Below are 25,696 nucleotides of genomic sequence, written 5' to 3' on the forward strand. Positions count from 1 at the left end.
AAGGACATAAAAATATGCAGAAATTATATGGCACGGTCGTACCGATCGTGACGCCCCTGACCGAGGAGGACAGCATTGACGTTCCCTCGCTGGAGCGGCTGGTGGATCACTGCATCGATAACGGGTTGCAGTGCCTGTATCCCTGCGGCACGACCGGAGAGATGATGTACTTAACCGTGGAGGAACGGAAGCGGGTCGCGGAAGCAGTTGTGCGCCATACAGCCAAACGGGTACCGGTATTCGTGCATGTCGGCGCATGGAACCTTGCTGACACAGTGGAACTGGCGCGTCACGCTGTAGAAATCGGCGCGGACGGCATCGGCGTTGTCACTCCGGTATTTTTTAAGCTGAGCGACCGGGGGCTGATCGATTATTATAAGGCGGTATCCGCCAGCGTGCCGGAGGATTTCCCGATTTATTTGTACGGCATTCCGCAAAACGCGGTCAATGATATCAACCGCGCTGTGGCGGAAACCGTCGCGAAAAGCTGCCGCAATGTGATCGGCATTAAATACAGCTATCCGGATTTCACGCGGATACAGGACTTCATGACGATCAACGATGGGACTTTCAGCGTACTGGTCGGGCCGGATCACCTCCTGGAGGCGGCGTGCGTGGTCGGCGGCGACGGGACGGTGTCAGGTAATGCGATGTGCATACCGGAGCATTACGCGAAGCTCTGGCAAGCGATTCAGGCAAAGGATTACGCGCTTGCGACCCGATACCAGCGGCGCACCAATGTTTTGAATGCGGTAATGTGCGCGGTCAATAATATTGCGGCCTACAAGGTGATTCTCAAAAGGGAGGGCGTGATCTCCACCACGAAAATGCGCCGCCCGATGGAAAGCCTGACTGCGGAACAGGAAAAGGAGCTGCTTGAGGAGCTGGACCGTCTGGAATACCGTACGGTAATGATTTGAGCGCGAGGGGGTATAGGAAAACCCGCCGTTTCTTTTGAAACGGCGGGTTTTCTCTGGCTATTTTACGCGGCCGGAGCGTCTTCGGACGGAGTCTCCTCTACTGGAACATCCTCTGCCGGCGTTCCCTGTGAAACGATCTGGATATCGGCGCGCAGAATCAACTGTTTTGCGCCAGTGCTGCCCGCATCGCCAAGCACAAAGGAAAGCTCATGGCTGCCCTCTGAGGCGTCTTCCGGAATGCGGAGCAGATACTCGCTGGACGCGGCATCGTTTTCGATGGTAAACGCCGCGTTGGAATAGCCTGCGATGTCCGCGCCGTCCCATTGCCAGCGCGCCGGAAGCTGGACGCGGGCGATCCCGTTTTCGCCGGTGATATCCGCGGTAACGAGCAGCGTTTTGCCGGGATAGGATGCCGCGCTCCGGATATTGAGCGAGCCGCCGTATTCCACCGGCCGCTGTTCCACCGGAAGGGCTGTTTCACAGCGGATCTCAGTGCCGTCGAACATGGTCAGGACAAAGGCGATGTCGAGCGTATCGCCAGACAGATCCTTGAGCGTATATTGCAGCGTGCTCGTCTTATAGTCGGCGGTCAGGAAGCTGCTGTTCCCATAGCCATCGACCGCCGCGCCGTTGACATACCACTGCGCCTTGCAGGCGTAGGAGGCGGAGACGCCTTCCAGCCGTGCGGTGACGGTAAACGGCTGGTACGGACGGACGCTGTCCGGAGCTGCGGTAAGCTGCACACTGGTCGTTTTGCGGGCCGCATCCCGCTTTTGGATTTCAGCAAAGCCGTAATCAAGAAGCTGGCGGGAATCCGCGAAGCGCTGCGCGTCGCTGGTGGATTTCATAACTACCGCGATCACACGCCGCCCATCCCGTACCGCGGTCGTGGTGACGCAATAGCCTGCCTCCGCGATGGTTCCGGTTTTGAAGCCGTCCAGCCCTTCGTAAGGCGCCATGGTATTGAGCAGGTGATTGGTGTTATTATAGTAGGAGCCGTTGAAGTTGAACCCGCTTTTGGAGGTGATGCGCAGGATATCGGGATAATCGTCGATAAAGCGGCGGGTGAGCTTGGCCTGTGAGCGGGCCGTAATATAATTGGGCTGCGCGCCGTGGCAGTTGTAATAGGTCGCGTTCAGGCCGAGGTCCTTGGCGGTCTGGTTCATGCGGGCGACAAATGCGCTCTCACTGCCGCTGATATGCTCGGCCATGACGATGCACGACGCGCTGGCGGAGGGAATCATGATCAGGTGAAGCAGCGTATCGACCGAGTAGGTGGCACCCTCGGTCAGCGGTACGGCGGTGGGATAGCTGGCGTCGCGGGATTTGACAGCCGCGTTGTGGCTGACCTTGACCTGGGTGTCCAAAGTCAGGCGGCCGGCCTCCAGCTCCTGATAAATGATGTAGGCGGTCAGCACCTTGGTCATACTGGCCGGCACACGGGCGATGTCGGCGTTATACTCGTAAAGCGTTTCCCCAGTCTGCGCGTCCATGACGAAAACGCTTTCCGCCTGGTAGCTGAGCGCGGCAGCGCCGGGCGCGAGGCCGCAGAACAGCACCAAGACGGCCAAAACGGATGCGATCAGTTTTTTTCTCATACAGTTTACCCCCCTTGAAAATAAAAAGCAGACATTGCGCAAGGAATGCGGTGATGCTGCATAAATTATAGCATCGGTGGAGAAAAAAGTAAATTTAGAAAATCGCACGCGGCGCAAAAGAAACGGGAAAAGTTCAGACAATGTTCAAAAACTTCCGGCTCTGCATGCTATACTAAAGCATAGGGCATACTAAGGCACACGGAATCGGATGAAGGTGGAGTGCTTATGAAGACGCTATACTATGGAGGCCCGATCCGCACAATGGAGAGCGGCGGGCTGGCTGAAGCGCTGCTGGTCGAAAACGGCGTGATCGCGGCCGTGGGGACGCGGGAAAAGCTCGCGGCATGGGCGCGCGGCGCGGCAGAGATCGACTTGGATGGGCGTGCGCTGTTGCCTGCGTTCCTGGACGCGCACGGCCATTTTTCCGGCGCCGCGCAGGCGCTGCTGCAGGTCCCGCTGGAGGAGGCCGCCAGCCTGGACGAGATCGGACAGGCGCTGTCGCATTTTATCACGGCCAACAAAATACCGGACGGGCAATGGGTTGTGGGGAAAAGCTATGACCAGAATACGCTCGCGGAGCGGCGCCATCCGACCCGCGCACTGCTCGACCGCGTTTCCGCGGCGCATCCGATCATGGTGGTGCATCAGTCCGGACATATGGGGGTGTTCAACTCTCTGGCGCTGGAGCTGCTCGGCGTGAAAGTGGACACGCCCGCGCCGGCGGGAGGCATAATTGGTACGGAAAACGGTGTGCTGACCGGATATATGGAGGAAAACGCGTTCCTGCAGTACCAACAGCAAGTGCCGATGCCGGATATGGAGGACCTGATGGAGGCCTATCGCCGGGTGCAGGAGCAGTATGCTTCCTATGGCGTGACAATCGTGCAGGAGGGAATGATGCCCGAAAGCCTGATTCCGATGTATCAGACCTTGCTTGCGCATCGGCTGCTTACGCTGGATGTGGTGGCATATCCGCCTGTGGATGCCTGGGATGAGGTGAGCGCGGCTTTTCCGGAAGCGGTCCGCCGGTACCATTGCCATTTCAAGCTCGGCGGGTGCAAGATATTTCTGGATGGCTCCCCGCAGGGCCGTACCGCGTGGATGCGGACCCCATACCAAGGCGCGGAGGACGGGTACCGAGGTTATGGCACCATGAGCGGGCAGGCGGTGCAGGAAGCGCTCGTGACAGCCTATCATGGAGGGCTGCAGGTATTGGCCCATTGCAACGGGGATGCGGCGGCGGAGCAGTTTTTGCAGGCCGTGGCCGCGGTCGAGCGGGAATTTCCAGATTTCCGCGGCCTGCGGCCGGTCATGATCCATGCGCAGCTTCTTGGCTTGGACCAGATGGAGGCTGTCAAGCGGACCGGCGTGCTGCCATCGTTTTTTGTGGCGCATGTGTATCGGTGGGGCGAGGTGCATATCCGCAATTTCGGACTGGCGCGCGCACAGCATATCAGTCCGGCGCGCGCGGCGCTCGAGCAGGGGATCCCGTTCACATTCCACCAGGACACGCCCGTGCTGCCGCCGGACATGCTGGGTACCGTCTGGTGCGCGGTCAACCGGCTGATGGAAAGCGGCGCCGTGCTCGGCGCGGACCAGCGTATCCCTGTGGAGGACGCGCTGCGTGCGGTTACAGTCCACGCCGCTTACCAGTATTTTGAGGAAGCGCGCCGCGGCTCTCTGCGGCCGGGCAAAGCGGCCGATCTGGTGCTGCTGGACGCCGATCCGTTAGCGGTTGGGCCGGATGCGCTGCGGCGGGTGCGCGTGCTGGAAACGGTCAAGGCAGGGGAAACGATTTACCGTGCATGATAGCCCTCCGGCAAAATCCGCTTGCCTTTTCTGCGCGGGATGCCGTATACTAAAGGACGGGAATATGAAAAGCCGGCGGCGGGCGGCCGCTTATCCGCAGGGATAGGCGGCCGCCCTGTGTCCGCGGGCATATGACAGGAGAGAGCCTATAATGAATATTACCAAAGGCGATGTGCAGGAGCTGCGCCGCCGTCTGAAAAAGACCGAATGCACCTTTGGCCGCATGTGCGGGTGCTATGTCAACAGCGGCAAGCAAGTCGTCCTGAAGTTCGGCGAACAGTTTTCCGAACTGGAGGAGGACGAGTTTTACAAGTATTTGGAGATCGCGAAAAAAACGCTGTCCGGCACACTGGGCGGCAACCTGCTCGAGCTGGAATTCGCGCGCGGGGAGCAGGCGGACGAGTGCCGCTCGTTCCTGCTCACGCTCAAGGGCAGCAAGCTGGCCAACGACGACCTGCTCGACCGCCTGTATGAGCAGGTCATCGAACAGTATGCCTATCCGGGTAACTACCTGATTTTAGTATACCATGATGTGTACGATGTGCCGGCCCGGGCGACCTCCGGCGAGGCGCAGGAGGAGTCCGAGGAGATCTACGAGTACATACTGTGCGCGGTGTGTCCGGTCGAGTTGTCCAAGCCCGCGCTCGGTTATCGGGAGGAAGAGAACCGCATCGGCGCGCGCGTGCGCGACTGGGTGGTCGGTCTGCCCGACCTGGGCTTTGTGTATCCGGCGTTCAGCGGCCGCGGCAGCGATGTGAACGCTGTGCTGTATTACGTCAAGACCGGCCGCGGCTCCCATCCGGAGCTGATAGAAAGCGTGCTCGGGTGTGTGTCCCAGCGCACGGCCACAGAGGAGAAGAAAGCGTTCCAGAGCGTTGTGAAAAGCGCGTTTGGGGAGGATGAGGAGCAGGCGGAAGCCGCGTTCTTCCGGATACAGAAGACGATCAGCGGCATGGTGGCCGAGCAGGAGGCGGACGATAGCCTGCCGCCGGTCAGCCTGACGGCCGAGACGGTCGCGGATCTCGCGGCGGAGGCCGAGGTGCCGGAGCCGGTCAGGGAACAGATCGGCAAGGCTTTCGCGCAGACGTTCGGAGACGTGCCGCCTGTTGCGAACAATGTGCTGGACAGCCGCTTGGTGGAGGAAAACACCCAGCGAATGCACACGGCGGCGCTGGAGCAAAGGGTTGCGGATCTGCAGCACCGTCTGGCGGAGCAATCCGAGCGCCTGGCCGGAGACGAGGTTCCTTGGGAGGAAAGCGCGGGCATCGTGCTGCGGGTGCCGGAGGAGCGGGCGGAACGCGTCCATACGGGTGTGGTCGAAGGGCAGAAATGCCTGCTGATTCCGATCGAGGAGGGGGAATCCGCCAGCATTAACGGTGTGGATCAGACACTGTAAAAAACAGCGGGATAATGGGAGCCGGCATCTGCCGGCTCTTTTTGTGCCGGAAATGTGCGAAATCGGCGGCGGGATTTGTGCAATATGCAAAAATGTGATTTTCCCCCTTGACAGTACGGAAAAGGGCGCTATAATAAAAGCATAACTTGTCAGACAAGTTGAGGAGGTAAGCCATGAAGGCCGAACGCATCAATGTGACGGAAAGCGTACTCCAGTACCTGACTGGCCATATCCAAAGCGGCCAGTGGGCGGTCGGCAGCAAGATCCCGTCCGAGAACCAGTTGACCGAACGGCTCGGCGTCAGCCGCGCGAGCGTGCGCGTGGCGATCCAGCAGCTGATCGGCGTGGGCGTGCTGGAAAGCGTGCATGGGAAAGGGACCTTCCTGCGGGACGACCGCGTGGAAACCCTGCTCACCGGAGCAAGCCAGATCACCCCTGCGGACTGCGCGGATATCCGTGCGGTGCTGCAGTTCCGGCGCATTTTAGAGCCGGAAGCGGCGGCGCTGGCCGCAAAAAACGCAACAAAAGCGCAGATTGGGCGTCTGCATGAGCTGACCGGCCGGTTGCCCGCGCTGCGCGGCCAGAAAAGTGAATTTGTACGGTGCGACATGGCGTTCCATGAGGAACTGTGCAGGGCGTCCGGCAATCATCTGCTGGTCAAAAGCCTGCATGAGGTGTTCGAGCAGACGGTGCGCAACCATGAGCAGCTGACCCAGCGGTTCGGAGAGCAGGACGCCCTATTCTTTCACCCTATGATCCTCAATGCGGTCGAGGTACACAATGATAATCTGGCGCGTGCGCTGATGCAGGCGCACATCCTGCAAAATTACGATAAGGTTTAACTTGTATAACAAGTAAAAAGGAGAGAATATCATGCCAATTACCATCCGTGACATCCGTGTGATCTGCACCGCGCCGGAGGGAATCAACCTGGTGGTCGTCAAGGTGGAGACGAGCGAGCCGGAGCTGTACGGCCTGGGCTGCGCGACGTTTGCCTACCGCCACCTGACCGTGCAGCATCTGGTGGAAAATTACCTCAAGCCGCTGCTCGTCGGCCGCGAGGTGAACAACATCGAAGCGCTGTGGCAGCTGATGCACCAGAACGCCTACTGGCGCAACGGCGGCATGGAAAACAACGCGATCTCGGGCGTGGACATGGCGCTGTGGGACATCAAGGGCAAGCTTGCGAACATGCCGTGCTACGAGCTGTTCGGTGGCAAGTGCCGCGAAGCCATTCCGGTCTACCGTCACGCGGATGGGCGCGATGTGGAGGAGATCTGCGATAACATCGAGCGCTTCCGCGACATGGGCATCACCCACATCCGCTGCCAGTGCGGCGGCTATGGGGGGGCGGCTACGGCAAGGCGCCCGCGACCGCGCCGCAGGGCGCGCCGGACGGCGTCTACCTGGACTCGCGCAAATACATCCGCGACACGGTCAAGCTGTTTGAGGGCATCCGCGCGCGCATCGGCTACGACATGGCGCTCGTCCACGACGTGCATGAGCGCATCGCACCGGTCGAAGCGCTGCAGCTGGCCAAGCAGCTCGAACCGTTCGACCTGTTTTTCCTGGAAGATGCGGTGCCGCTCGAGCAGGTCGACTGGCTGCGCCTGCTGCGGCAGCAGACCTCGATCCCGCTGGCGCAGGGCGAGCTGTTCAACAACCCGCGTGAGTGGAAGCAGCTGATCACCGAGCGGCTGATCGACTTTATCCGCGTGCATATTTCGCAGATCGGCGGCATCACGCCGGCGCGCAAGCTGGCGATTTTCGCAGAACAGTTCGGGGTGCGCACCGCGTGGCACGGCCCCGGCGATATGTCGCCGCTCGCGCATGCGGCCAATATCCATATCGATTTGGCGGCGCCCAACTTCGGCGTGCAGGAATGGTCGGGCATCGAGCCGCCCAATTTCGTCATCCAGGAGCTGCGTCAGCAGCACGGCGCGCTGCTTGAGGTGTTCCCAGGCCTGCCGGAATTCAGGGACGGTTATGTGTACGCCAACCACAAGCCCGGCCTGGGCGTCGATCTGGACGAAAAGGAAGCCGCCAAATACCCCTGTGAGAACACGGTCACGACCTGGACGCAGACCCGCCTGCGAGACGGCTCGCTCCAGACGCCGTAACGCCGCGCGGTGCAGAAAGCGGGAAAACCGATATGTCATACATGATACTGTTTTAAGAGGAGAATGCTGTTATGCTGATGAGCAAGGAAGTCATAGTGACCGAGCCGCATAAGTTCGAGGTGCGCGAGGTGCCGCGCCCTGAGGCTGCCGGCGATTACGACGTACTGGTTAAAATGAAGGCCTGCGGCGTGTGCGGGTCGGACGTACATAACTATCTGGGAGAGAACCCGTGCGCGTCTTATCCGCGCATCCCGGGACATGAGAACGCGGGCGTGGTCGAAGCGGTCGGCTCCAAGGTGACCCGCGTCAAGCAGGGCGACCATGTCGTGCTCGATCTGGTGGTTGCCTGCGGCGAGTGCTACCAGTGTAAAATCGGCCGCTATAACGTGTGCGAACACGTCCGCGCGCGCGGTTCGAGCATCGACGGTGGCTGGCGCGAATACTTTGTCGTGCCGGAGAACCAGTGCTATGTGATCTCCCCCGAAATCCCGTGGAAGGATGCGGCGCTCGTCGAGCCGTTCGCCATCGGCGGACACTGCACGGGGCGCGGCCGCGTGGTGCCGGAAGATACCGTGCTCATCCTCGGCGCGGGTACGATCGGCGCGATCATCCTGCAGACCTGCAAGGCGAAGGGCGTGAAAACCGTCATCTGCTGCGATATCAACGATTCTTCGCTCGAACGCGCGAAAACGTACGGCGCGGACTATGTGATCAACACCAAAAACGAAGATCTTGCCCTGCGCGTGCAGGATATCACGGGCGGACATGGTGTGACCTGCGCGTTTGATTCGGCATGCTTCCCAGGCTCGCTGACCAGCCTGTTCGCGCCCGGTATCATGGCGAACGCGGGCCGCGTGGTCTCGCTCGGCTTCTGCACGGCGCCGGAGCAGATCTCCTCCGCCATGCTCGACCAGCGCGAGCTTGACCTGATCGGCTCCCGCATGTCGGCTTACCAGTTCGAGCCGACCATCGAGCGTTTTGAGCAGCATGCGTTCAATCTGGAGGGTATCGCTACCCATTTTATCCCGTTCAGCCGCATCGGGGAAGTGTTCGACAAGATCGAGCATCCCGACCCGTCGGTTAAGAAAATGGTCATTTTGTTTGATGAGGAGGATATGTAATCATGGTACATCCGCTTTTTGATATCACCGGCCGCAAGGCCATCGTTACCGGCGGCACGCGCGGCCTGGGTCACGGCATGGCCGAGGGTCTGATGGAGGCGGGCTGCGAGGTCGTCATCATTGGCTCGAGCGCGCGCGTGCATACCGCCGCGGAGGAATTCCGCGCGCGCGGCTTTGCCTGCCACAGTGTGCAGGCCGACCTTGGTCGGCGTGAGGAATGCTACCGTGCGTTCGGAGAGGCGGTGGAGCAGCTGGGCGGCGATCTGGACATCATCGTGACCGCGCACGGCATCCAGCGCCGGCACCGTGCGGACCAGTTCCCGATGAGCGATTGGGACGACGTGATCCGCGTCAATCTGGAGAGCCAGTTCATCCTCTGCCAGGAGGCGTCCAAGATCATGGTCAAGAAGGGCTATGGCAAGATCATCACGATTTCCTCCATGGCGTCTTTCTTCGGCGGCCAGAACGTCGTCGCGTATTCCGCAGCCAAGGGCGGCGTGGCACAGATGACCAAGTGCATGTCCAACGACCTGCTGGCGTGCGGCGTCAACGTCAATTCGATCGCGCCCGGCTATTTTGCGACCGATATGAATGAAGCGCTCCTCGACCCCTCCAATTACCGATACAAGGAGATCTGCGACCGCATTCCCGCCCACCGCTGGGGTGAGCCGGCGGATATGAAGGGCGCGTGCCTGTTCCTTGCGTCGCATGCGAGCGACTATCTGGGCGGCGCGATCCTGCCGGTCGACGGCGGCTACCTTTGCAAGTAAGGGGCGCCTGCTCCGGCGCTTTCCGTTATCAAAAAGACCCCCAGGGCTGGCTGCCCTGGGGGTCTTTTTCCGTACCGATGCGTCAGGCGCCGGCGACCAGATGGTCGAGCGCCTCTCGCGCGCGCTGTTCCGCAGCGCGGCAGCCTTCCTGCATGGCGCGAAGGCGGGACAGGACATCGTCGATTTGTCCGCATGCCTCTGCAATTTGGGACTGTGCGCCGTGAATATGGTCCAACACCATCCAGTCCGCGAAAAGGCCGTCGAAAAAGTAATCCGCAAAGCGCAGGAAACCGTCCACCTGCGCCTGCACATCCGCTTGGATGGATACATCGGTCAGCTCGGTCTTAAAGCGGCGAAGCTGGGTCTGCAGCGTCTCGACCTTGTCCTGCGCGTCGTCCAGATGCCCGTGCTTGACCAGGTCGGTTATCAGGCCGCCGCTGAACAGGTCGAACGTCCCCCAGCCTTCCGCGCTGTCCAGGCTGGACAGGATGCTGCCCGCGGTATTGCGCGCCGCGCGTCCGGCGTCGAGTGCTTGCCCAATCTCGGTTTCCAGCGTCTGCTGTGTGGCGAGCTGCTGCTCAAGCTGCAGGATGCGCTCGGCATGCACGGAACCACTCTGCCGCAGGAAATCCCGCTTGTCGTCCATGACCTGCGTCCAGCGCTGCTCGCAGCCATCGAGCGCGGCGGCTTCCCGCTCGTAAGAAGCGATATCCTGCCGTACCGCCTCCAGCTCACGCCGTACAGCGTCGTGCCTGACCGCGGCGGTCCAGGCCTCCTGCTGTTCCTTGTCGAGCCGCTCCTCCCGCCTGCCGAGGAGAGCGTAAAAACAGGCGGTTAGGCTGCGGCCTTGCAGCCGGTCCACGTCCTTTTGCTCCGCAGCCCGTACCACAGCCAGGCTGCGCTCCCGTTCCTCCAGGCGTTGCCGCTCGCGGTACAGCTCGTCCAGCATGCCCCGCAGCCGGTTGAGCCGGTCGGCCTGCTGCCTGAGGGTGCGGAGCGTTTCATCGTATGGCGTCAAATGCGATCCCTCCCGTTCGTTTTTATCATTATACCACATACCACAGCGGCCGGTACTTTTTTGCTTGAAGCGACTGCTAAGCGCCGCTGACCGCTGATAATAAATAAAATAAATGTATAATAGCTGCTTTGCGGCTATCCATGCGGCGCGCGCTCCAGTGAGCCTTTTGCGGAAGGATGAGGGGCGAAAAACGTGTAAATTTTATGTTTTCCGTCGTACAGCGTTGAAAACGTGGGGGAAAGTGTGCTATACTATCAATATCTGAAAATTTTTGGAGCGTAGGAATATGGCTTATGAAAACAATAGGCGCCGCCGCCCGCCGCGGGAGGATGACGGGACCCTGATCGAAGGCAGGAACGCGGTTCTGGAAACGCTGCGCGCTGGCCGGACGGTCGATAAGGTCTTTGTGGCCGAGGGAGCCCGCATCGGGGATGTGGCTGCGGAAGCGCGGCGCTGCGGCGTGCCGGTCGTCACCTGCGACCGCCGCAAGCTCGACCATATGAGCCCCACGGGGAACCACCAGGGAGTGATCGCGCAGGCCGCCGCACAGGAATATGTGTCGCTCGACCATATATTCCGCGTGGCGGAGGAGCGGGGCGAAGCGCCGCTGATCGTGGTCTGCGACGGTATTGAGGACCCACATAACCTGGGCGCGATCATCCGCTCGGCGGAAACCGCGGGCGCACACGGGGTCATTATCCCCAAGCGCCGCGCGGTTGGTCTGACCGCGGCGGTCGCGCGAGCCGCGGCGGGCGCGCTGGCCTATGTGGGCGTGCATAAGGCGAACAACCTTGCGGCGGCGCTCGACGAGCTGAAGGCGCGCGGGGTGTGGCTGTTCGGCGCGGAGGCGGATGGAACGGTGGGGCTTTACCAGGCCGCGTTCGACCGCCCGTGCGCGATCGTGATCGGTTCAGAGGGGCAGGGGCTCAGCCGGCTGACGCGGGACAAGTGCGATTATATCATCAGCATCCCGATGCGCGGGCGGGTCAATTCGCTCAACGCATCCAACGCGGCGGCCGTTCTGCTGTTCGAGGCGGTCCGCCGCCGCGCGCAGGCGGAATAAAGGAGGAAGACGGACAACGATATGGACAGAAAAGACGAAACCATGAACCTCGATGATATTCGGGCGATGCTGAACGACGTACCGGATACGGACGAGTTCGATCTGGACGCGATCATAGCCGAGGTCGAGGGACTGGCACCGGCCACGCCGAAGGCCCAGCCGCGCCCGTCCGCCGCGCCGGTGCCGGAGGTACGGCAGCCGGAACCGGCGGCAGCCGCCCAGCCCGCCGCGCCAAGGACGAGGCCTGTCCGCGCAGCGGCGCCGACGGAAACGCAGCCGCGTGATTCGGACGATTCCACAGAGGAGGAAGAAGAGGATCCCCGCGCGGCGCGTATCGCCACGCGGGAGGCCAGGGCGGAGGCGAAACGGCAGAGAGAGGAGAAACGGACCGCTGCCAGGGCTGCGCGCCGCGCCGCGAAAGCGGCCGTGCAGGAGGAAGAGGAGCTGTACGAGGACATGACGGAGCAGCCACCCGCGCGCCGCGCAGCGCGTGGGGAGCGGATGAGCCGCAAGGAGGCGCGCGCGGCGCGTCTGGCCGCCGAACAGCAGGAGGAAGCGGAGGAGATCCGGCTGCGCGATCCGGCGCAGGCCGCCCGCTCGTTCAAGCGGCGGGCGCGGGGGCTTTCCGTGCGGTCCGTGATCGTATTGATTTTGGCTGCGGCTGCGGCTTACCTGAGCCTCGCGCCCAGCTTTGACGTGCTGCCGCTACCGGTTGTGCTCGACGCGGTGGAGAACCCGGGCATCGGCATTGGCGTGCTCCTGCTGCTGCAGTTTATCGCGCTTTTCCTGGGCGTGGATGTGTTCGGCATGGGCTTTAACAGCCTGTTTCACGGCGCGCCCGATCGGGCGTCGCTGGTTTCGTTCGCCATTGTTGCGTCGCTGCTGCACGGCGCGTCCATTATCGTTTTTGAAAACGCGCCCGGCGTGCAGGTGCCGTACCTCGCGGTCAGCATCCTGTTGCTGTACGCGGCAATGCGGGAGGAGCGCGGACGGTACGCCGCGCAGGCGCGCGCCTATCAGGCGATCTGCTCGGCGGAGCAGCCGATGGCGGTCTACAGCCATTACGACAGGGAGGATGACGCGTGCAGGGCGGTCAAGGGGCCGCTGCACGATGATAAGGCTTTTTTGCTGGAGATGGAACGGCCGGATACGGTCGACCGCTTTTCCATGATCTATGTGCCGATCGCGCTGGCGGCGTCCATCATCTTCGCGCTGGTGGCTTCGGTTGCGCGCGGCGAGCCGGTGCGCTTTTTCTGGGCGTTTTCCGCGATTTTGTCGGTATCCGCGCCGCTCGGCCTGCTGTGCGCGTTCGGCGCGAGCTATAAGAATATCTCGCGCCGCCTGCTCGGGTCGGGCGCGGCGCTCGCAGGGGCGCGCCAGGCCAACCTTCTGCGCGGGACCGAGGAGGTCGTCCTGACTGAAAACGACCTGTTCCCTGCGGGCTCGATCAGCTTGGAGGCGCTGCAGAACGCGGGGCGGATGTCGGACGATAAGTTGCTGGGCTGCGCCGCAGCGCTCGCGGATGCGGCCGGTCTTGAGCTGGGACGTGTGCTGACCGAGGCGGTGCGGGAGCGGTACGGCGTGACGCTGGCGGCGCGCAACGTGCAGTTTGTCGAGGGCGGCCTTGCCGGAGAAATCGGCGGGAGCCGCATGGTGCTTGGCACAGCGGCGCTCATGGTCAAGTTGGGGCAGCGTATCCGTTCGGGCCAGACGGAGGATGAAACGGTTAGCGCCTATCTGGTTGTGGACAACGTGCTGGCGGGCGCGCTGCTACTCCGTTACCAGCCGACGAAAAGTACCTACCAGGCAATGCGCCTGATGCGCCGGATGCATATGAACGCGGCGCTGGCAGTGCGGGATTTCAACATTTCGCCCGCTATGGTGGAGAGCCAGTTCGACCTGCGCCGCGGCTTTGCCGATCAGCCGGAGCCGGACAGCGTGCGCCGGCTGCTTGATCCCACCTATGCAAAGGCGGACGCGCCCGCCGCGATCCTAGTCCGCGAGGGGGCGGGACCGTTCCTGCAGGTACTCCGCTGTGCGGACAAGCTGGCAGGCGCGGTGCGCTCCGCCTTGACGCTGGGTGCCTTTGCCGGCATATGCGGAATGCTGATCGTATTCTATCTGGTGTTCCAGAACGCGGTGGACGCACTGCCGGTTCTGCACCTGCTGCTGTATCTGTTGATCTGGTATGTTCCGGTATTCATTATCACACAGCAGACGCACTGAGATAAGGAAATAATGAAAAGGGCCTGGAAGCATGCTTCCAGGCCCTTTTCATTTGCCCCTTGCCGGGGAGTGGCCGCTTGGCAAAAGCAAAGGCTGCCGGAGCGAACCGCTCCGGCAGCCCGATCGGTAAAAGAGAAGAAAAAGAGGGGTTCAAAACGGCAGGATGGACACGACCGAAAACACCGCGAGAGCCAATGCCAAAACGGCGGCGGCGGTAGCAAGATAAGCACGGGTCATGACGGAGGCTCCTTTCCATTCTGCACAGCGGGGTAAAAACCATTACACTTATATAACGTTTGAAAAGGCGGTTTTGTGACAGGAAAAAAAAACAAAAAAATAAAAAATTTTCGGGCGGTGCGGCTCTGTCGAAAAAAGACAGAGGGGTACATTAAAATTGCACAAAAAACAGCTTGCATGAATTGGTAAAGTCGTGTATAATAACAAACAGGGAGTTTGTTCCCGCCAACTAAGCGCCCGCGTGAAGGCAAGGGCAGGGGAGTGTTTATCAAATATGGCCAATTACCCGGTTAACAAGATCCGTAACGTATGTCTGATGGGGCATGGCGGCGACGGCAAGACCTCGCTCGTCGAGAGCCTGCTCAATATCGCCGGAGTGACCGACCGTGTCGGAAAGATCACGGATGGCAACACTGTATGCGATTTCGATCCAGAGGAGATCAAACGCAAGTTTTCGATCTCAACGGCTGTGGCGCCTGTTGAATGGAACGGCTGCAAGATCAATCTGCTTGATACCCCTGGTTTCTTTGATTTTGAAAGCGAAGTAAACTGCGCGCTGCGCGTAGCCGAATCCGCTTTGATCATCGCCACTGGCAAGGCCGGTCCGGGCGTGGGGACGGAAAAGGCTTGGGAGCGCTGCGAGGCGCGTTCCATGCCGCGCATGTTCTATATCTCCAAGATCGACGAGGAGAACTCGGATTACTATACCTCGTTGCATAAGCTGCAGAAGCAGTTCGGCGTTTCGGTCTGCCCGATCGTGGTGCCGATCTTCGAGGGCAACCGCGATACGGCCGGCGTGGTCGACTGCGTCATCCGCAAAGCGTACCGCATGGAGGGCAGCAAGCGCGTCGAGATCCCGATTCCGGACGATATGAAGGACCGTATCGACCAGCACCGCGCGGCGCTGTGCGAAAATGTGGCCGAGCTGTCCGAGGAGCTGATGGAGCGCTATTTTGCGGGCGAGGAATTCTCGGACGAAGAACTGATCGCGGGCATCCGTCAGGGCGTCAAAGATCTGGTTATTGCGCCGGTGTTCTGCGGCACGGCCGTGACCGGCATCGGCTCCTATGCGCTCCTGAAAGGCATTGCGGACTACATGCCGTCGCCGGACGAAAAGCCGGTCGAGATCTGCGAGGACGAAAAGGGCGAGCTGATCGAGATCAACTGCACGCCCAACGGCTCGACCTGCGCGTTCGTGTTCAAGACGGTCGCGGACCAGTACGGCCGCTTCTCGTATTTCAAGGTCATGTCCGGCGAGGTCAAGCAGGACATGGTGCTGGTCAACAAGCGCGCGGACGCAAATGAAAAAATGGGGCATATTTACTCGGTCTGCGGCAAGAAGACGAGCGAGGTGCCGGTCGTCGGCTGCGGCGATATCGGCGCGGTTTCCAAGCTGGTCACCACCAAGACCGGCGACACGCTTTCCATGAGCGTGCGCAAGGTCGAACTGGAGCCAATCGAATTCGCGCCGCCGTGCTACACGCAGGGCATCCAGCCCAAGGTCAAGGGCGCGGAGGAGAAGATATCCGCCGGCCTGACCCGCCTGCACGACGAGGATCCGTCTTTCGAGACCGAGTTCAATCCGGAAACCAAGCAGCATACGATTTCGGGTGCGGGCGACATCCATCTGGATGTTTTGTGTTCCAAGCTCAAGGATAAATTCGGCGTGGAGGTCGTGCTGACGCCGCCGATCGTGCCGTACCGTGAAAAGATCCGCAAGACCGTCACGGTCGAGGGCAAGCATAAGAAGCAGTCCGGCGGCCACGGACAGTACGGCCATGTTAAGATGGAGTTTGCGCCGTATCCGGAAGGCGATTACCTGTTTGAGGAAAAGATCTTCGGCGGCTCTGTGCCGAAGAACTTCCATCCCGCGGTCGACAAGGGCATCCGCGAGGCAATGGAGCATGGCGTGCTGGCGGGCTATCCGCTGGTCGGTCTGCATGCCACGTTGCTGGATGGCTCTTATCATGACGTGGATTCCAACGAGCTTTCGTTCAAGATGGCGGCGCGCCTGGCCTATAAGGCGGGTATCCCACAGGCGAGTCCGGTGCTGCTTGAACCGGTCTGCTCGCTGCGCGTCGTCGTGCCGGATTCGTACATGGGCGATGTGATCGGCGACCTGAACAAGCGCCGCGGGCGGATCATGGGTATGAACCCGATCGAGGGCGGCAAGCAGGAGATCCTGGCGGAGTGTCCGATGGCAGAGTTATCCGACTATGCGATCACGCTGCGCTCGATGACGCAGGGCCGCGGCTCGTTCGTTTCCAAGTTCGAGCGGTATGACGATGCGCCTGCTCCGGTGCAGGAGAAGGTTATTGCGGAAAACAAGGCGAGACTGGAAGCGCTCAACAAGGAATAACATAAAAAAACCGGCTGCTATGCAGCCGGTTTTTTTATCCGCCGCACGGGGGAACATACATAGCGATGCGGCGGGCTGGAGACGATAAATCATGAACGACGCCAAAAGTCGCAGGTTTTTTGCCCTGTTTTTTTATGCTTTCGTTTGTTTTGGCAGGGTAGACGGCTGTAAAATTATATGTTATAATTTTAACAGAAACTATTTCGGAGGTGTCGTGCGATGCACAGTACCAGAAAGATCAAGGACGATCTCATCTATGTTGGCGGCAGTGATCGCCGCCTGAGCCGGTTTGAAAATTTATTCCCGATTCCGCGCGGTGTATCCTATAACAGCTATGTGCTGCTGGACGAAAAAACCGTGCTGTTCGATACGGCGGACGATTCGATCGGCCGCCTGTTCTGTGAAAACGTGACATATGCGCTGGACGGGCGCGCGTTGGACTATCTGGTGGTTCAGCATATGGAGCCGGATCACTGCAGCCTGATCGACGAAATGCTGCGCCGCTATCCGGAGGCGAAAATCGTCTGCAGCGCGAAGGCGCTGTCCATGCTGGCGCAGTTCTACGGCCTGGATGCGAAAGACCGCGCGCTGGTCGTTGCCGAGGGGGACAAGCTTTCCACCGGCCAGCATACGCTGCATTTCATCATGGCGCCCATGGTCCACTGGCCGGAGGTAATGGTCACCTATGACGAGCAGCACAAGCTTCTGTTTTCTGCGGATGCGTTCGGTACGTTCGGCGCGTTGGCGGGCAATATTTTTGACGATGAAATCAACTTCGACAGCGCGTGGATGAACGACGCGCGCCGGTATTACACCAACATTGTCGGCAAATACGGCGCGCAGGTGCAGGCGCTGCTGAAAAAGGCGGCCGCGCTGGATATCGAAACCATCTGCCCGCTGCACGGACCGGTTTGGCGCGGGCACTTGGCGTTGCTGCTGGAAAAATACCAGTTGTGGAGCACCTATCAGCCGGAGGATAAGGCTGTTTTGATCGCTTACGCCACCCTGTACGGCAATACGGAAAACGCGGCCAATGTACTGGCCGGCCTGCTGGCGGAAAAAGGTGTGCGCAGCATCGCGATGTATGATGTTTCGGAGACCGATGTATCCGAGCTGGTCGCGGAAAGTTTCCGCTGCAGCCATCTGGTGCTGGCGGCGCCGACCTACAACGGCGGACTGTATCCCCGTATGGAGGCCTATCTGGCGGATCTGAAGGCGCTGAACCTGCAGAACCGCACGGTGGCGCTGCTGGAAAATGGCACATGGGCGCCGGTTTCCGCGAAGCATATGCGGACCGTGCTGGAAAGCATGAAGAACATGACCGTGCTGGAAGGCGCGGTCGCGCTCAAGTCCGCTTTGGCGGAGGGTCAGCTCGCCGCACTGGAGGCGCTGGCGGAGGAGATTGCGGCGCAGATACAATAAACCATTCGACAGGTTGCCGCCGGCATGCGGCAGCCTGTTTTTTTGTGCGAGACGGAGAAAAGCCTGTTCTGCTTTGCGCCCAGGATGCATAGGATAGAGCAAAAGCAGGAGGGACAATGCCATGATCGTTTATGCAACCAAGGTGTCAGTAAAGAAAGCGATAGCGGGCGTGCTGGTAATCGGCGCGGTGGTGCTGGGCGTGACCGCACTTATGCCGAAGGCGGCGGAAACGGTCGATGCGCAGGCGGCTGCCGGCGAGGTGGACCTGGACACAAAGCTGAAAAACAACGAGCAGCGCGTCGCGCTACTGGAAAGCTACGGCTGGAAGGTGGAGGCGGAGCCGCGCAGCGAGCGCGAGGTGCAGATCCCCAAAACCTTTGACGACACATACCAGGCGTACAACGCGATCCAGCTCGGGCAGGGGCTGGACCTGACGCCCTATCAGGGGAAACGGGCAACGCTCTATACCTACGAGCTGCTCGAATACCCGACCGGACAGGAGGGGGTTGTCGCCAACCTGCTGGTTCGGCGCAACCGGCTGATCGCTGCGGATATCAGCGCGCCGGAAGCGGATGGATTCGTCCACGGTATTACCGAGATGCCGGAATAACGCGCCCGAACGCGCCCATGCGGGCGCGTTTTTACTTGACTGTGCAATTCCACGAAAAAACACGGTAGGGTTTAGGACACCTATTGGTGACTTTCAGGGGATTGCACTTTTTTTGCATTTCCCTATTGTGCAATATGCGAAAAAGTGGTATGCTATAGCCAGTAATGGGTTGTCGGGAGGCACAAAATGGCCCAGATGCGTTTGGATAAATTGCTCACCCACCTCAATTGCGGCAGCCGGAAAGAAGTGCAGGCGCTCATCCGCGCCGGCCGTGTGTCTGTGGAAGGGCAGGTGGTCCGCGATCCGGCGGCCAAGCTCGATCCGGAGACTGCGGCGGTTTCTGTGGACGGGCAGGTGCAGCGCTACCGCGCGCAGCGGTATTACATGCTCAATAAGCCCGCCGGTGTGATCACGGCGAGTCGGGACGCGCGGCACCCGACAGTGCTCGGGCTTTTTCCGGAGAACGAGCGGCGTGGCTTGTTTGCGGTCGGACGGCTGGATAAGGACACCGAGGGGCTGCTGATCGTAACGGACGACGGGGCGCTCAGCCATGCGCTAATGAGTCCGGCGCGGCATGTCTCCAAGGTGTACGAGGCCGAGATCGAGGGGGAAATGGCCAAAGACGCGGTGCAGCGCTTCGCGCAGGGTATGACGCTGAAGGACGGTACGGTTTGCCGCCCTGCCAAGCTGGAACACGTTCCGGCGGCGTGCGGACAATGTGTGCGGATCACGTTGCAGGAGGGGAAATACCATCAGGTCAAGCGGATGGTCGCGGCAGCCGGCGGGGTGGTGGCGCACCTGCGCAGGGTCAGGCTGGGGGGGCTGTCGCTCGATCCAAAGCTCGCGCCGGGGGAATACCGGCTGCTGCGGGAGGAGGAGGTTGTCCTGTTGCGGCAGGAGCCGGAAGATGAACCGATCGGCTGAAAAAATTGCCAAAAAAATTTGAAAAAATTTGTACAAAAATGTAGAACTCTGTGATATAATTACTTAAAATGCACAGAGGGAATGCTGGCTTCTTGTGAAGAATGTTCAGAGCTGGGGATGCTAAGCAAGGAAATAAGCGTTTTCGGGAGAAACTATTATGACCGCCACAGGCGGAAAAGACGGGAAAGGTGATGGAAATGGCTTCGAGATTGTTCCAGTCGATTGTTTTGCAGATGAAGGACACGGTGGACCGTACTATCGGTATTGTGGATGCCAGCGGCGCGGTCGTTGCGTGTACCGATCTGCCTCGGATCGGCGAAATGCGTGAGGAAGCGATCACCGAGCTGGGATTTGCGGGCGAAATCGTGCGCTTCGGTGGCTATACCTACCATATTACCGGAGAGCGGTCGACTCGGCTGGAATATGCCGTTTTCGTGCAGGGCGAGGATGAGCTTGCGCGCAGCATCTGTTCGCTTGTCGCGGTATCCATCAATAATATTAAAACACTTTACGACGAAAAGCATGACAAGGCGACGTTCGTAAAAAACATTATCTTGGATAATATCCTCCCAGGCGATATCTACATCAAATCCCGCGAGCTGCATTTCGGCAACGACGTGCCGCGCGTTGTATTCCTGGTGCGGCAGCAGTCCCCTGCGGATGTGGCGGCGATCGATGTCGTATCCGGCATGTTCCCGGATAAGCAGAAGGATTTTGTCCTGCATATATCTGAAAGCGATATCGTCGTCGTTAAGGAGGTCAAGTCGGGCAGCGAGGCCAGGGATCTGGCCAAGATCGCCGCAAGCATTGAGGAGACGCTCGCAAGCGAGCTTTCGGTCAAATGCCTGATCGGCATCGGCTCGGTTTCCTCGCAGATGAAGGACATTGCGAAATCCTTTAAGGAAGCCCAGACCGCGATCGAGGTCGGTGGCGTTTTTGATACGGAAAAGAGCATTATCAGCTTTGAAAATCTGGGGATTGGTCGCCTGATTTATCAGCTGCCGATCACGTTGTGCGAGATGTTCCTGTCCGAAGTGTTCAAAAAAGGATCGATCGACTCGCTCGACCAGGAAACGCTGTTTACCATCCAGAAGTTCTTTGAAAATAACCTCAATGTGTCGGAAACCTCCCGCAAGCTGTTTGTACACCGCAATACACTGGTGTACCGTCTGGAAAAGATCAAAAAGCTGACCGGACTCGATCTGCGGGAATTTGACCACGCGATTGTGTTCAAGGTTGCGCTGATGGTGCGCAAATATCTGGCAAGCCGTGAGGAAAACAGCCGCTGAAGGCAAAAGTTCACAAAAATTTCACGAAAAAAACCGGATCGTGTTCCGGATTGGCAGTTGTTGTCGTCTTGCGCGATCGGGGAATATCTGTTATAATAGGCAAAGGTGTATGAAGCGCATGCACCTTTGTCTTTTTTTGCAAATGCAAGGCTCCGGGGAGGACTGCCAGTGATACGGATGAACGATGTCACCATGGTGTACGATAACGGCACCCGTGCGGTGAACAAAGCAAACCTGCGCATCGACGAGGGCGAATTCGTCTTTTTGGTCGGCGCGTCCGGTTCCGGCAAAACGACGATGATCAAGCTCCTGACCGCGGAGGTGCGGCCGACCGAGGGGCGGGTGCTGGTCAATAACTACAATATCGGTGAAATGAAAAAACGCCAGATCCCATACCTGCGCCGCACGCTCGGCGTGGTGTTCCAGGATTTCCGGCTGATTAACAGCAAAACGGTGTATGAGAACGTCGCGTTCGCCATGCGCACAATCGGCGCAAAAGGGAAAGCAATCAAGGAACGCGTGCCGTATGTGCTTGATCTGGTCGGTTTGTCGGAAAAAGCGCATGAAAAACCCCTGAACCTTTCGGGCGGCGAGCAGCAGCGCGTCGCGATCGCGCGCGCGCTTGTCAATAACCCGCGGCTGATTATTGCGGACGAGCCGACCGGCAACCTCGATCCGGCGCGTTCGCTCGAGCTGATGACGCTGTTTGAAAAAATCAACGAATTGGGAACCACCGTCCTGATTGTCACCCATGAGAAGGGCTTGGTGGATGAATTTGAAAAGCGTGTCGTCGTCATTGATAAGGGCGAGGTCATCAGCGACCAGACAGGTGGGTACTATCAGTTATGAGAAGTTTTGGTTACTACTGGAAGGAAGGCTTCCGCAATATTTTCAAGCACGGGTTTATGTCGATCGCGGCCGTGATCATCATGATCGCCTGTCTGCTTTTGACAGGAACCGTCACGCTGATCGCATATAATATTAACCTGAGCATTATTGACCTGCAGCAGTCGAATGAGATCGTGGTATTCATCGACGATAGCCTGACCACGCGCGAAGCGAGGGCGCTCGCCACGGAATTCGAGCGGATCGACAATATTGCGACGGTCGATTTTGAGGACCGCGATGAGGCGCTGGAAATCTACCGCCAGCAGCTTGGCGAGGATGCCGATATCCTGGCGGACTTTGATTCCAGCAACAATCCGCTGCGCAACAGCTATATCTTTACCCTGAAAGATCCGACGCAGGCGGAGCAGACCATCGAGGAGATCCAGCAGGTCGAGGGGACCGACCGCATCCGTGCAGATGAGGAGGTTATCTCCAAGCTGATCCAGGTGCAGCGGGTGTTCAATATCATTTCGCTGGCCATGGTCGTGGCGCTGACGCTGATCTCTATTTTCATTATCGCCAATACGGTCAAGCTGGCCATGTTCGCGCGCAGGGAGGAAATATCCATCCAGAAAATGGTGGGCGCGACAAACTGGTTTATCCGCTGGCCGTTCGTGATCGAGGGCATGGTACTCGGCCTGCTGTCCGGCGGGCTGGCGTTTTTCGCCGAGTGGGGCCTGTATAACGAAATGGCGCGGGTCGTCGGTGATGTGATCCCCTATTTCCAGGTTGCTGCGTTTGACAGCGTCCGCATGCTGGTGCTGGGGATATATCTTGGCGCGGGCGTGCTGTTCGGCATCGGTGGCTCGGTAACGAGCATCCGCAAGTTTATGAATGTGTAACCCCTGGTAAACAGCAAAGGAGCAGAAACATTATGATGAAGAAAAGGACCGTGCGGATCATTTCATGCGTAATCGCCGGTATCCTGGTGGTTGCGATGCTGGTTTCCATGCTGGCCTCCAGCCTGACGTTCGCAGCCGCGGCGGAGGATGCGGATTCTCTTCGGGATAAGCTGTCGACCTTGGAGGATGAAAAGGCGGCGGTGAAAGAGCGGATCGCCGAACTGACCCGCGAGGCGAACGATGTGCAGGCTACGCGGGACGCGCTGCAGAGCGAGATCGACTTGACAAAGGAAGAGATCACCACCGTGGAGGCGTATATCGACCGCCTGCAGGAGCAGATCGATGTCAAGACCTCAGAGCTGGAAGTGGCGGAGGATGCGCTTTCCGAAAAGGAAGCGCAGTTTGCCAAGAGCGTGCGCACGACCTATGAGCTGGGCGACACGAGCTATCTGGAGGTGCTGCTCAATTCCTCCAGCTTTTCCGATATGCTCACGCGCATTGAAATGATCACCGACGTGATGGACTACAATAAAAAGGTGGTCGCGGAGTATACGGCGGCGAAGGAGGATATCGAGCAGAAGCGTGACGACCTGCAGAATACGCAGGATTCTCAGAAGGAATACCAGAAGAACCTGAGCTATAAGGTGGACGAGCTGGCGGCGAGCGAAGCCGAACAGGCCGCCCTGCAGGAGAGCCTGGAGGCCTACAAGGCAGAGAGCGAAGAGGAATACGACCGCATTGCAAGCGAGATGCAGGATGTCAGCAATCAGATCGCCGAGCTGTCCCGCCAGTCCGCTGCAAACGGCTCGGTTCCGATGGGCGACGGCACGCTGATCTGGCCGACCCCGAGCTGCACCACGACCAATTCCGCTTACGGCTACCGTGTCCATCCGATCTATGGAACGGTCAAGTTCCACGCGGGCGAGGATATCCCCGCGGGCTACGGCGCACAGATCCTGGCCGCGGCGTCCGGCACGGTCGTCACCGCGGGCTGGGTTTCCGGTTACGGTAACTATACGGTTATCGACCACGGCGGCGGACTGATGACCGCCTATGGACACCAGAGCTCGTTCGCGGTGTCGGTGGGCGATGTGGTCACACAGGGCCAGGTGATCGGCTATGTCGGTTCGACCGGTAACTCGACCGGTCCGCACCTGCATTTTGAGGTTTATGTCAACGGTTCTACCGTCGACCCGAAGAGCTACTTTTAACAGTCATACATAAGGGGAGAGGGCGGCGCGTCCTCTCCCTTTTTTGGAGGGAAGCTGCGGAATATGAAAAAACTGCGGGAAACACAGATCACATTGGGAACGGCGCTGGCGCTCTGCCTGATGGCTTGCGCCGCGGGTATCGCGTGCTGCTATGCGGCGTTCGGCTGGCGTACGCAGGCGGTGCAGAACAAGCTGCGCGAGATCGACGCGATCGCCGCCGAACACTATGTCGGCGCGTTTGACGCGGAGACAGTCGCGGACTATGCGGCGGTGGGCTACATCACCGGCTTGGGTGATCAGTGGTCGGGCTACATTCCGGCCGACCGGTATGAAAGCTACCAGATGAATACGGAGGGCAAGGGCTGCGGCATCGGCGTGTCCGTGGTGACGTCGGGGCAGGGCATCCGCATCAGCCTGGTATATGATGCGTCGCCCGCGCAGCAGGTCGGCATCCGCAAAGGCGATTGGATCGTTGGCGCGGAGGGACTGACCGTCAAGGCGGATGGCGCGGATGCCGTGATCGGAGCGATCCAGGGCGAGGAGGGGACCGAGGTCACCGTGACCGTGCGGTCGGGCGAAGACGGACGGACGCGCGACGAAACCATGACCCGTGCGGTCGTGGTGCAGAAAATGGCGTGGGGAGAGATGCTTGCGGACCGGATCGGCTATATCCGCATCGAGAATTTCCATGTCGGCGCGGCGGAACAGTTCCAAAACGCGCTGGACGAGTTGATCGCGGACGGGGCGCGTGCGCTGGTGCTGGATGTGCGCCACAACGGGGGCGGCCGCGTCAAGGAAATGAGCGAAATGCTCGATCCGCTGCTGCCGGAGGGTACAATCATGACGCTACGGACCAAGGATGGACATGAAACCGTATACTCATCAGACGCGGAGATGACCGACCTGCCGGTCGCGGTGCTGGTGGATGAGCAGTCGATCTCGGCGGCGGAATTTTTCGCGGCGGCGTTGCAGGAATACGGGCGCGGCCCGCTGGTCGGCGCGCACACGACCGGAAAGGGGCGGGCGCAGCAGACGTTCCGCCTATCCGACGGCTCGGCTGTCAATCTGTCGGTCGAGCAGTATTATACGCCGGAAGGCAACAGCTTGGCCGGCGTGGGGGTCGCGCCGGACGTTTCGGTGGGCCTGACGGAGGCGCAGCAGGCGGACTTCTATTTTTTGATACCGGAAAATGACCCGCAGCTTCAAAAAGCCTGTGAACTGCTTACATAAAGCGGTGCGGATGCGAGAAAAATAGGCAAAAATCTTCGGGCTCGCTTGACAGCGCGCCCATCCTTACCTATAATAAGGAGTACTGTACGGCCGCTTCGCGCCGATTATCAAGATTAAGAAGGGTTTGCAAACATGGCAAAAGAAATCAAGCTGACACAGGAAAGTCTGGATTCTTATAAAGAAGAGCTGGAATATCTGAAAACGACCCGCGCCGACGAGGTGGCGGAGCAATTGAAAGAAGCGCGTTCTTTTGGCGACCTCTCGGAGAACGCGGAGTATGATGAGGCGAAGAACGAGCAGGGCAAGCTCTATTCGCGCATCGCCGAGCTGGAAGAGATCATCAAAATGGCGGTCGTCGTTTCCGGCGACACCTACGCGGCGGACGAGGTATCGCCCGGTTGCCGCTTTGTGGTGAAAGACCTCGAACTGGACGAGGAGGAGGAATACCACTTTGTCGGCTCGCAGGAGGCCGACCCGATGGAGGGCAAGATATCGGATGAATCCCCGTTCGGCAAGGCCATGTTGGGTAAAAAGGTCGGCGCAGTGGTCGAGGTTGAAGCGCCGATCGGCATGGTAAAATATCAGATCATGGATATTAAGAAGTGATCCGGCAGGATCAAAATAGAAAAGTAAGGTGAAAAAA

Annotated in this window: 21 protein-coding genes and 1 pseudogene; 20 read left to right on the forward strand and 2 right to left on the reverse strand. The window is 59.5% G+C overall.

What is annotated here, in order from left to right; all coding sequences use genetic code 11:
• The first annotated feature begins 14 nt into the window (after positions 1–14).
• On the forward strand, positions 15–920 hold the full coding sequence (locus RX717_RS05690) for a dihydrodipicolinate synthase family protein (RefSeq protein WP_316960614.1): 906 nt from the start codon (positions 15–17) through the stop codon (positions 918–920).
• Positions 921–982: 62 nt separating this feature from the next.
• Here RX717_RS05690 and RX717_RS05695 read toward each other — a convergent pair whose 3' ends face one another.
• Positions 983–2,518: a D-alanyl-D-alanine carboxypeptidase family protein gene (locus tag RX717_RS05695; protein WP_107630728.1), complete on the reverse strand. Its 1,536-nt coding sequence runs from the start codon at positions 2,516–2,518 to the stop codon at positions 983–985.
• Positions 2,519–2,743: 225 nt separating this feature from the next.
• Between RX717_RS05695 and RX717_RS05700 the strand changes: the two genes are divergently transcribed.
• The 7 genes and pseudogenes from RX717_RS05700 to RX717_RS05725 all read left to right on the forward strand — a co-directional run bounded on the left by RX717_RS05700 (position 2,744) and on the right by RX717_RS05725 (position 9,734).
• Positions 2,744–4,327: an amidohydrolase gene (locus RX717_RS05700; protein ID WP_147573855.1), complete on the forward strand. Its 1,584-nt coding sequence runs from the start codon at positions 2,744–2,746 to the stop codon at positions 4,325–4,327.
• A 151-nt stretch (positions 4,328–4,478) separates the two neighbouring features.
• On the forward strand, positions 4,479–5,723 hold the full coding sequence (locus RX717_RS05705) for a DUF4317 domain-containing protein (protein WP_054326095.1): 1,245 nt from the start codon (positions 4,479–4,481) through the stop codon (positions 5,721–5,723).
• A 173-nt stretch (positions 5,724–5,896) separates the two neighbouring features.
• A complete protein-coding gene (locus RX717_RS05710; RefSeq protein ID WP_054326096.1) occupies positions 5,897–6,565 on the forward strand; it encodes a FadR/GntR family transcriptional regulator in 669 nt (222 codons plus the stop codon).
• Between the two features lie 31 nt (positions 6,566–6,596).
• Positions 6,597–6,878 (forward strand): annotated as a pseudogene (locus RX717_RS15975) (starvation-sensing protein RspA); the annotation flags it as partial.
• A gap of 323 nt (positions 6,879–7,201) precedes the next feature.
• The gene (locus RX717_RS15980; protein WP_442908799.1) at positions 7,202–7,843 is read left to right on the forward strand and encodes an enolase C-terminal domain-like protein; all 642 of its coding nucleotides are present in this window, start codon (positions 7,202–7,204) and stop codon (positions 7,841–7,843) included.
• A gap of 71 nt (positions 7,844–7,914) precedes the next feature.
• Complete coding sequence (locus RX717_RS05720; RefSeq protein ID WP_107630726.1) at positions 7,915–8,964, forward strand: alcohol dehydrogenase catalytic domain-containing protein; 1,050 nt, start codon at positions 7,915–7,917, stop codon at positions 8,962–8,964.
• A 2-nt stretch (positions 8,965–8,966) separates the two neighbouring features.
• Positions 8,967–9,734 (forward strand): SDR family NAD(P)-dependent oxidoreductase, encoded by a 768-nt coding sequence (locus tag RX717_RS05725; protein WP_107630725.1) that lies wholly within the window; start codon positions 8,967–8,969, stop codon positions 9,732–9,734.
• Positions 9,735–9,816: 82 nt separating this feature from the next.
• Here the strand turns inward: RX717_RS05725 and RX717_RS05730 are convergent, their stop codons facing one another.
• Positions 9,817–10,752 carry a hypothetical protein gene (locus tag RX717_RS05730; protein WP_107630724.1) on the reverse strand — a complete coding sequence of 312 codons (936 nt, stop codon included), beginning with the start codon at positions 10,750–10,752 and terminating at the stop codon, positions 9,817–9,819.
• A gap of 286 nt (positions 10,753–11,038) precedes the next feature.
• Between RX717_RS05730 and rlmB the strand changes: the two genes are divergently transcribed.
• The 12 genes from rlmB to greA all read left to right on the forward strand — a co-directional run bounded on the left by rlmB (position 11,039) and on the right by greA (position 25,659).
• Entirely contained in the window at positions 11,039–11,815 is a 777-nt protein-coding gene (gene rlmB / locus RX717_RS05735) for a 23S rRNA (guanosine(2251)-2'-O)-methyltransferase RlmB (RefSeq protein WP_054326098.1), read from the forward strand.
• Between the two features lie 21 nt (positions 11,816–11,836).
• A complete protein-coding gene (locus RX717_RS05740) occupies positions 11,837–14,041 on the forward strand; it encodes a hypothetical protein (protein WP_107630723.1) in 2,205 nt (734 codons plus the stop codon).
• Between the two features lie 511 nt (positions 14,042–14,552).
• On the forward strand, positions 14,553–16,637 hold the full coding sequence (locus RX717_RS05745) for an elongation factor G (protein ID WP_054326101.1): 2,085 nt from the start codon (positions 14,553–14,555) through the stop codon (positions 16,635–16,637).
• Between the two features lie 219 nt (positions 16,638–16,856).
• A complete protein-coding gene (locus RX717_RS05750) occupies positions 16,857–18,059 on the forward strand; it encodes an FprA family A-type flavoprotein (RefSeq protein WP_054326102.1) in 1,203 nt (400 codons plus the stop codon).
• A gap of 121 nt (positions 18,060–18,180) precedes the next feature.
• Entirely contained in the window at positions 18,181–18,669 is a 489-nt protein-coding gene (locus RX717_RS05755; protein ID WP_107630722.1) for a DUF4830 domain-containing protein, read from the forward strand.
• Positions 18,670–18,855: 186 nt separating this feature from the next.
• Positions 18,856–19,593, forward strand: a complete 738-nt coding sequence (locus RX717_RS05760; protein ID WP_107630721.1) for a pseudouridine synthase — start codon at positions 18,856–18,858, stop codon at positions 19,591–19,593.
• 197 nt (positions 19,594–19,790) lie between these two features.
• Complete coding sequence (locus RX717_RS05765) at positions 19,791–20,882, forward strand: PucR family transcriptional regulator (RefSeq protein WP_054326326.1); 1,092 nt, start codon at positions 19,791–19,793, stop codon at positions 20,880–20,882.
• Between the two features lie 168 nt (positions 20,883–21,050).
• Positions 21,051–21,731, forward strand: coding sequence for a cell division ATP-binding protein FtsE (gene ftsE / locus RX717_RS05770; RefSeq protein WP_054326105.1), 681 nt, complete (start codon positions 21,051–21,053; stop codon positions 21,729–21,731).
• Entirely contained in the window at positions 21,728–22,612 is an 885-nt protein-coding gene (ftsX, locus tag RX717_RS05775) for a permease-like cell division protein FtsX (protein ID WP_054326106.1), read from the forward strand. Before ftsE ends, ftsX begins: the two co-directional genes overlap by 4 nt.
• Before the next feature lie 32 nt (positions 22,613–22,644).
• Entirely contained in the window at positions 22,645–23,823 is a 1,179-nt protein-coding gene (locus RX717_RS05780) for a murein hydrolase activator EnvC family protein (protein WP_054326107.1), read from the forward strand.
• Between the two features lie 63 nt (positions 23,824–23,886).
• Positions 23,887–25,053: a S41 family peptidase gene (locus RX717_RS05785; RefSeq protein ID WP_107630720.1), complete on the forward strand. Its 1,167-nt coding sequence runs from the start codon at positions 23,887–23,889 to the stop codon at positions 25,051–25,053.
• A gap of 132 nt (positions 25,054–25,185) precedes the next feature.
• Positions 25,186–25,659 (forward strand): transcription elongation factor GreA, encoded by a 474-nt coding sequence (gene greA / locus RX717_RS05790; protein WP_054326109.1) that lies wholly within the window; start codon positions 25,186–25,188, stop codon positions 25,657–25,659.
• Positions 25,660–25,696 lie beyond the last annotated feature (37 nt).

It is taken from the genome of Intestinibacillus sp. NTUH-41-i26, assembly GCF_032769475.1.
Classification (GTDB): Bacteria; Bacillota; Clostridia; order Oscillospirales; family Butyricicoccaceae; genus Agathobaculum; species Agathobaculum ammoniilyticum.